The 3,148-nt window shown below is 58.4% G+C and carries 4 protein-coding genes; 2 read left to right on the forward strand and 2 right to left on the reverse strand.

Annotated elements, in window-relative coordinates; all coding sequences use genetic code 11:
- Together GX108_08445 and GX108_08450 are read left to right on the forward strand one after the other, a co-directional pair.
- Positions 1 to 438, forward strand: a 438-nt coding sequence (locus tag GX108_08445; protein NLO57050.1) for a LemA family protein, incomplete at its 5' end; no start/stop codon positions are given.
- A 26-nt stretch (positions 439 to 464) separates the two neighbouring features.
- Positions 465 to 2,426 carry a DUF2207 domain-containing protein gene (locus tag GX108_08450; protein ID NLO57051.1) on the forward strand — a complete coding sequence of 654 codons (1,962 nt, stop codon included), beginning with the start codon at positions 465 to 467 and terminating at the stop codon, positions 2,424 to 2,426.
- Positions 2,427 to 2,583: 157 nt separating this feature from the next.
- Here the strand turns inward: GX108_08450 and GX108_08455 are convergent, their stop codons facing one another.
- A complete protein-coding gene (locus GX108_08455; protein ID NLO57052.1) occupies positions 2,584 to 2,892 on the reverse strand; it encodes a helix-turn-helix domain-containing protein in 309 nt (102 codons plus the stop codon).
- A partial coding sequence (locus GX108_08460; GenBank protein NLO57053.1) for a type II toxin-antitoxin system RelE/ParE family toxin occupies positions 2,882 to 3,148 on the reverse strand: 267 nt, incomplete at its 5' end. The genes GX108_08460 and GX108_08455, both read right to left, overlap by 11 nt.

A 3,148-nucleotide genomic window follows, 5' to 3' on the forward strand; every position in this document is an offset into this window, starting at 1 on the left:
ATCGATGTCCAGCTCAAGCGTCGGGCCGACCTGGTGGTAAACCTTGTGGAGACCGTCAAAGGTTACGCCAAGCACGAAAAAGAACTCTTCGAGAAGGTAACCCAGGCCCGGGCGGCGGCCGTCGGCGCCGGCTCCGTCGGGGAGAGGGCCCAGGCGGAGAACGCCCTCACCGGGACCATCCGCTCCCTCTTCGCCGTGGCTGAGAACTATCCCGAACTTAAGGCCAACACCAACTTCCTGGATCTTCAGCAAAATCTGGGGAACCTCGAAGCGGAGATCCAGATGGCCCGCCGGTACTACAACGGCACCGTCAGGGCCTTCAATTCCCTCATCCAGGTTTTTCCCAACAACATGCTGGCCGGGCCCTTTGGCTTCACCAGCCGCGAATACTTCGAGGCGGCCGAGGAGGACCGCGCCGTCCCAAGGGTGCAGTTCTAGTTAGGATCCTGGCGGGGGTTCCCACCATGAGGACCTTCAGGCGTGCCTTGGCGGCTCTCCTTCTGCTCCTTGCTCTCGCCCCGGCAACTTCCGCGGCGGAGAGGATACTGTCCTTCGACAGCTCCATCCGTGTGGAGCAAAGCGGCACACTCGCCGTCAGGGAGGACATCACCGTCCGCGTGGAGCATGACCAGATCCAGAGGGGCATCTTCAGGGACTTCCCCACCCTGTACAGATCACCCGGTGGGAACACCATCCGGGTGGGATTCTCGGTGCAGACCGTGCTTCTCGACGGAAGCCCCGTCCCGTGGAAGACCGAAAGGCTCAGCAACGGCGTCAGAGTCCGCATCGGCGACCCCAACTCCTACGCGCCCCTGGGCGAGCATACCTACACCGTCGTCTACACCACCACAGAGCAGGTAGGATTCTTCGAAGACCACGACGAACTCTACTGGAATGTCACCGGCACCGGCTGGGATTTTCCCATCGACAGGGCCACCGCCCTGGTCGCATTGCCGGAGAATGTCCCCGTGGAGAAGATCGCCTGGTACACCGGCCCCCAGGGTTCCCGCGCCCAGGACGCCACGGGCAAAACAGCCAGCCACACGGCCTGGTTCCAGACCACCGCGCCCCTCAGGGTCGGGGAGGGTCTCACCATAGTGGTCGGATTCCCCAAGGGGTACATCCTGCCCTCGAAGGACTATCTGAAAAGACAGGCCCGGGCTGGCTTGGCCGAGCGTTGGGGCAAATACCTCCCGCCCCTGTCGGTGGCGCTGATCTTCCTCTACTATATGCTGGCCTGGAGCCGCTGGGGCAAGGACCTTCGTCCCGGCAACATCATCCCGCTTTTCTACCCGCCCGAAGGCGTCACTCCTGCCATGGCCTCCTATGTCCACAACCAGAAATTCAGGGACGACACCTTCACCGCCACCCTGATCGACCTGGGGGTGAGGGGCTTCCTCCGGATAGAGGAGCGCGACGTCCCCAAGGGACTCTTCAGCCGGGGGAAGAACCGATTCACCCTTCACCCCACGGACAAGGACCGCAATGGTCTCCCCATCGTAGAAAATGCTTTCCTGGCGTCGCTTTTCCCAGGGGGGAGATCCCTCGACGTGGATCAGAAAAACCACGAGGCTTTCTCCTCGGCCAAGGCCGCCATAACCGATCACATAGCCTACCGGGGGAAGGACTTCTTCCTGAGGAATTGGAAATGGGTCGCCCTCGGCATAACCATGACCCTGGTCACTATGGGCTTCAGTGCATCCCTCCTTGGAGCCGGGGGGGCAGGGGAGGGGGTTTCGCTCTTTCCCACGCTGTGGCTTGGCGCCTGGACCCTGGGGATCGGCTTACTGCTCTTTACGGCCTTAACCTCCCTTGGAGAGGGTTTCCGAAGAAAAAAGGCGGGCTTCTTCATCAGGGGACTCTTCCTGCTGGTCTTTTCCATACCCTTCATGGGGGCCGAGGCGCTTTTCCTGCGGCTTTTTCCCGGTGAACTGTCCTACAACTTCACCCTTTCGCTGGCGGCGGCCTTTCTTCTGAACGTCCTCTTCTTCAGGCTCATGAAAAACTACACCCCGGAGGGAAGAAAGCTCATGGACCAGCTGGAGGGTCTCCGCATGTACATTATTTCCGCCGAGAAGGAACGGATAAAGGCCCTGGCCAGGGTGGACATGCCCGAGGACACGCCCCGGCACTTTGAAAGTCTGCTCCCCTACGCCATCGCCCTGGGAGTGGAGAAGGAGTGGGCCGCCCACTTCGATGACGTTCTCAAGAAAGCCCAGTATAATCCGCAATGGTACACGGGGACTTACCCTGTTTACTCCCTGGGGGCGGCTTCCTTCATGACAGGCCTCAGCGGCGGCCTTGGGACGGCCGTGGCGTCCTCATCGGCGGCTCCGGGGTCCAGTTCGGGTTTCGGGGGCGGTTTCGGAGGAGGAGGAGGCTTCTCCGGCGGAGGCGGTGGTGGGGGAGGCGGTGGCGGCTGGTAACCCTGAGTCAAAAATGAAGTTTTCAGTTCGAGACTGCAGATCAAGGGGGCGCGATCGCGCCCCCTTTCCTTGCCGGTGTGTGTGTTTGGGTCCCCAAGTGCGAAAGGAATTGTTGTGATACGCCAGTCACTCCTGGTTCCTGATTATGCCTGTTTGGTTAAAGATCAGTTTTCCTTGATCCGCTGCTTGCCGCTCTTACAAGATCTATCTTTACTCTGTTCCCGGTGGCATTTGCATATCTTTCGATCGATCGAAGGTTTCCCGGTTTTCCCGACTCGATCCTGGCGATGGCTGACTGTGAGGTTCTCATCCTTTCCGCCACTTCCTGCTGGGTCATTCCGGCCTCCTTGCGTGCGAGGATCAACATTCTGGCGATCTGGTATTCGCTGGAGAGTTTCTCGTATTCCTCTCTGAATTGGGAGCTTTTAAGAAGTTCTTTTTTGATCTTTTTGAATTCAGTGATCATTGTTTATCCTCCTTGCTCTTTGCCGGGCAACTTCGATGTCAGTTCTTGTCAGCCGGGCAGTTTTCTTGTGTATCACTCTCAATATGTAAATGTTTCTCCCCGTTCTGGTCACATATATTCCTCTTGCAATCCCGCTTTTTGCCTTTGCCCTCAGTTCCCAGAGATCTTTCTCAATATGTTTGACAAACGGCATACCCATAACTATCAGCCCCAGTTCTTCAACCATTTCCATCAAATGTATAAGACTGGCTTGAAG

Source organism: Thermovirga sp. (assembly GCA_012523215.1).
In the GTDB taxonomy this organism is placed as follows: Bacteria; Synergistota; Synergistia; order Synergistales; family Thermovirgaceae; genus 58-81.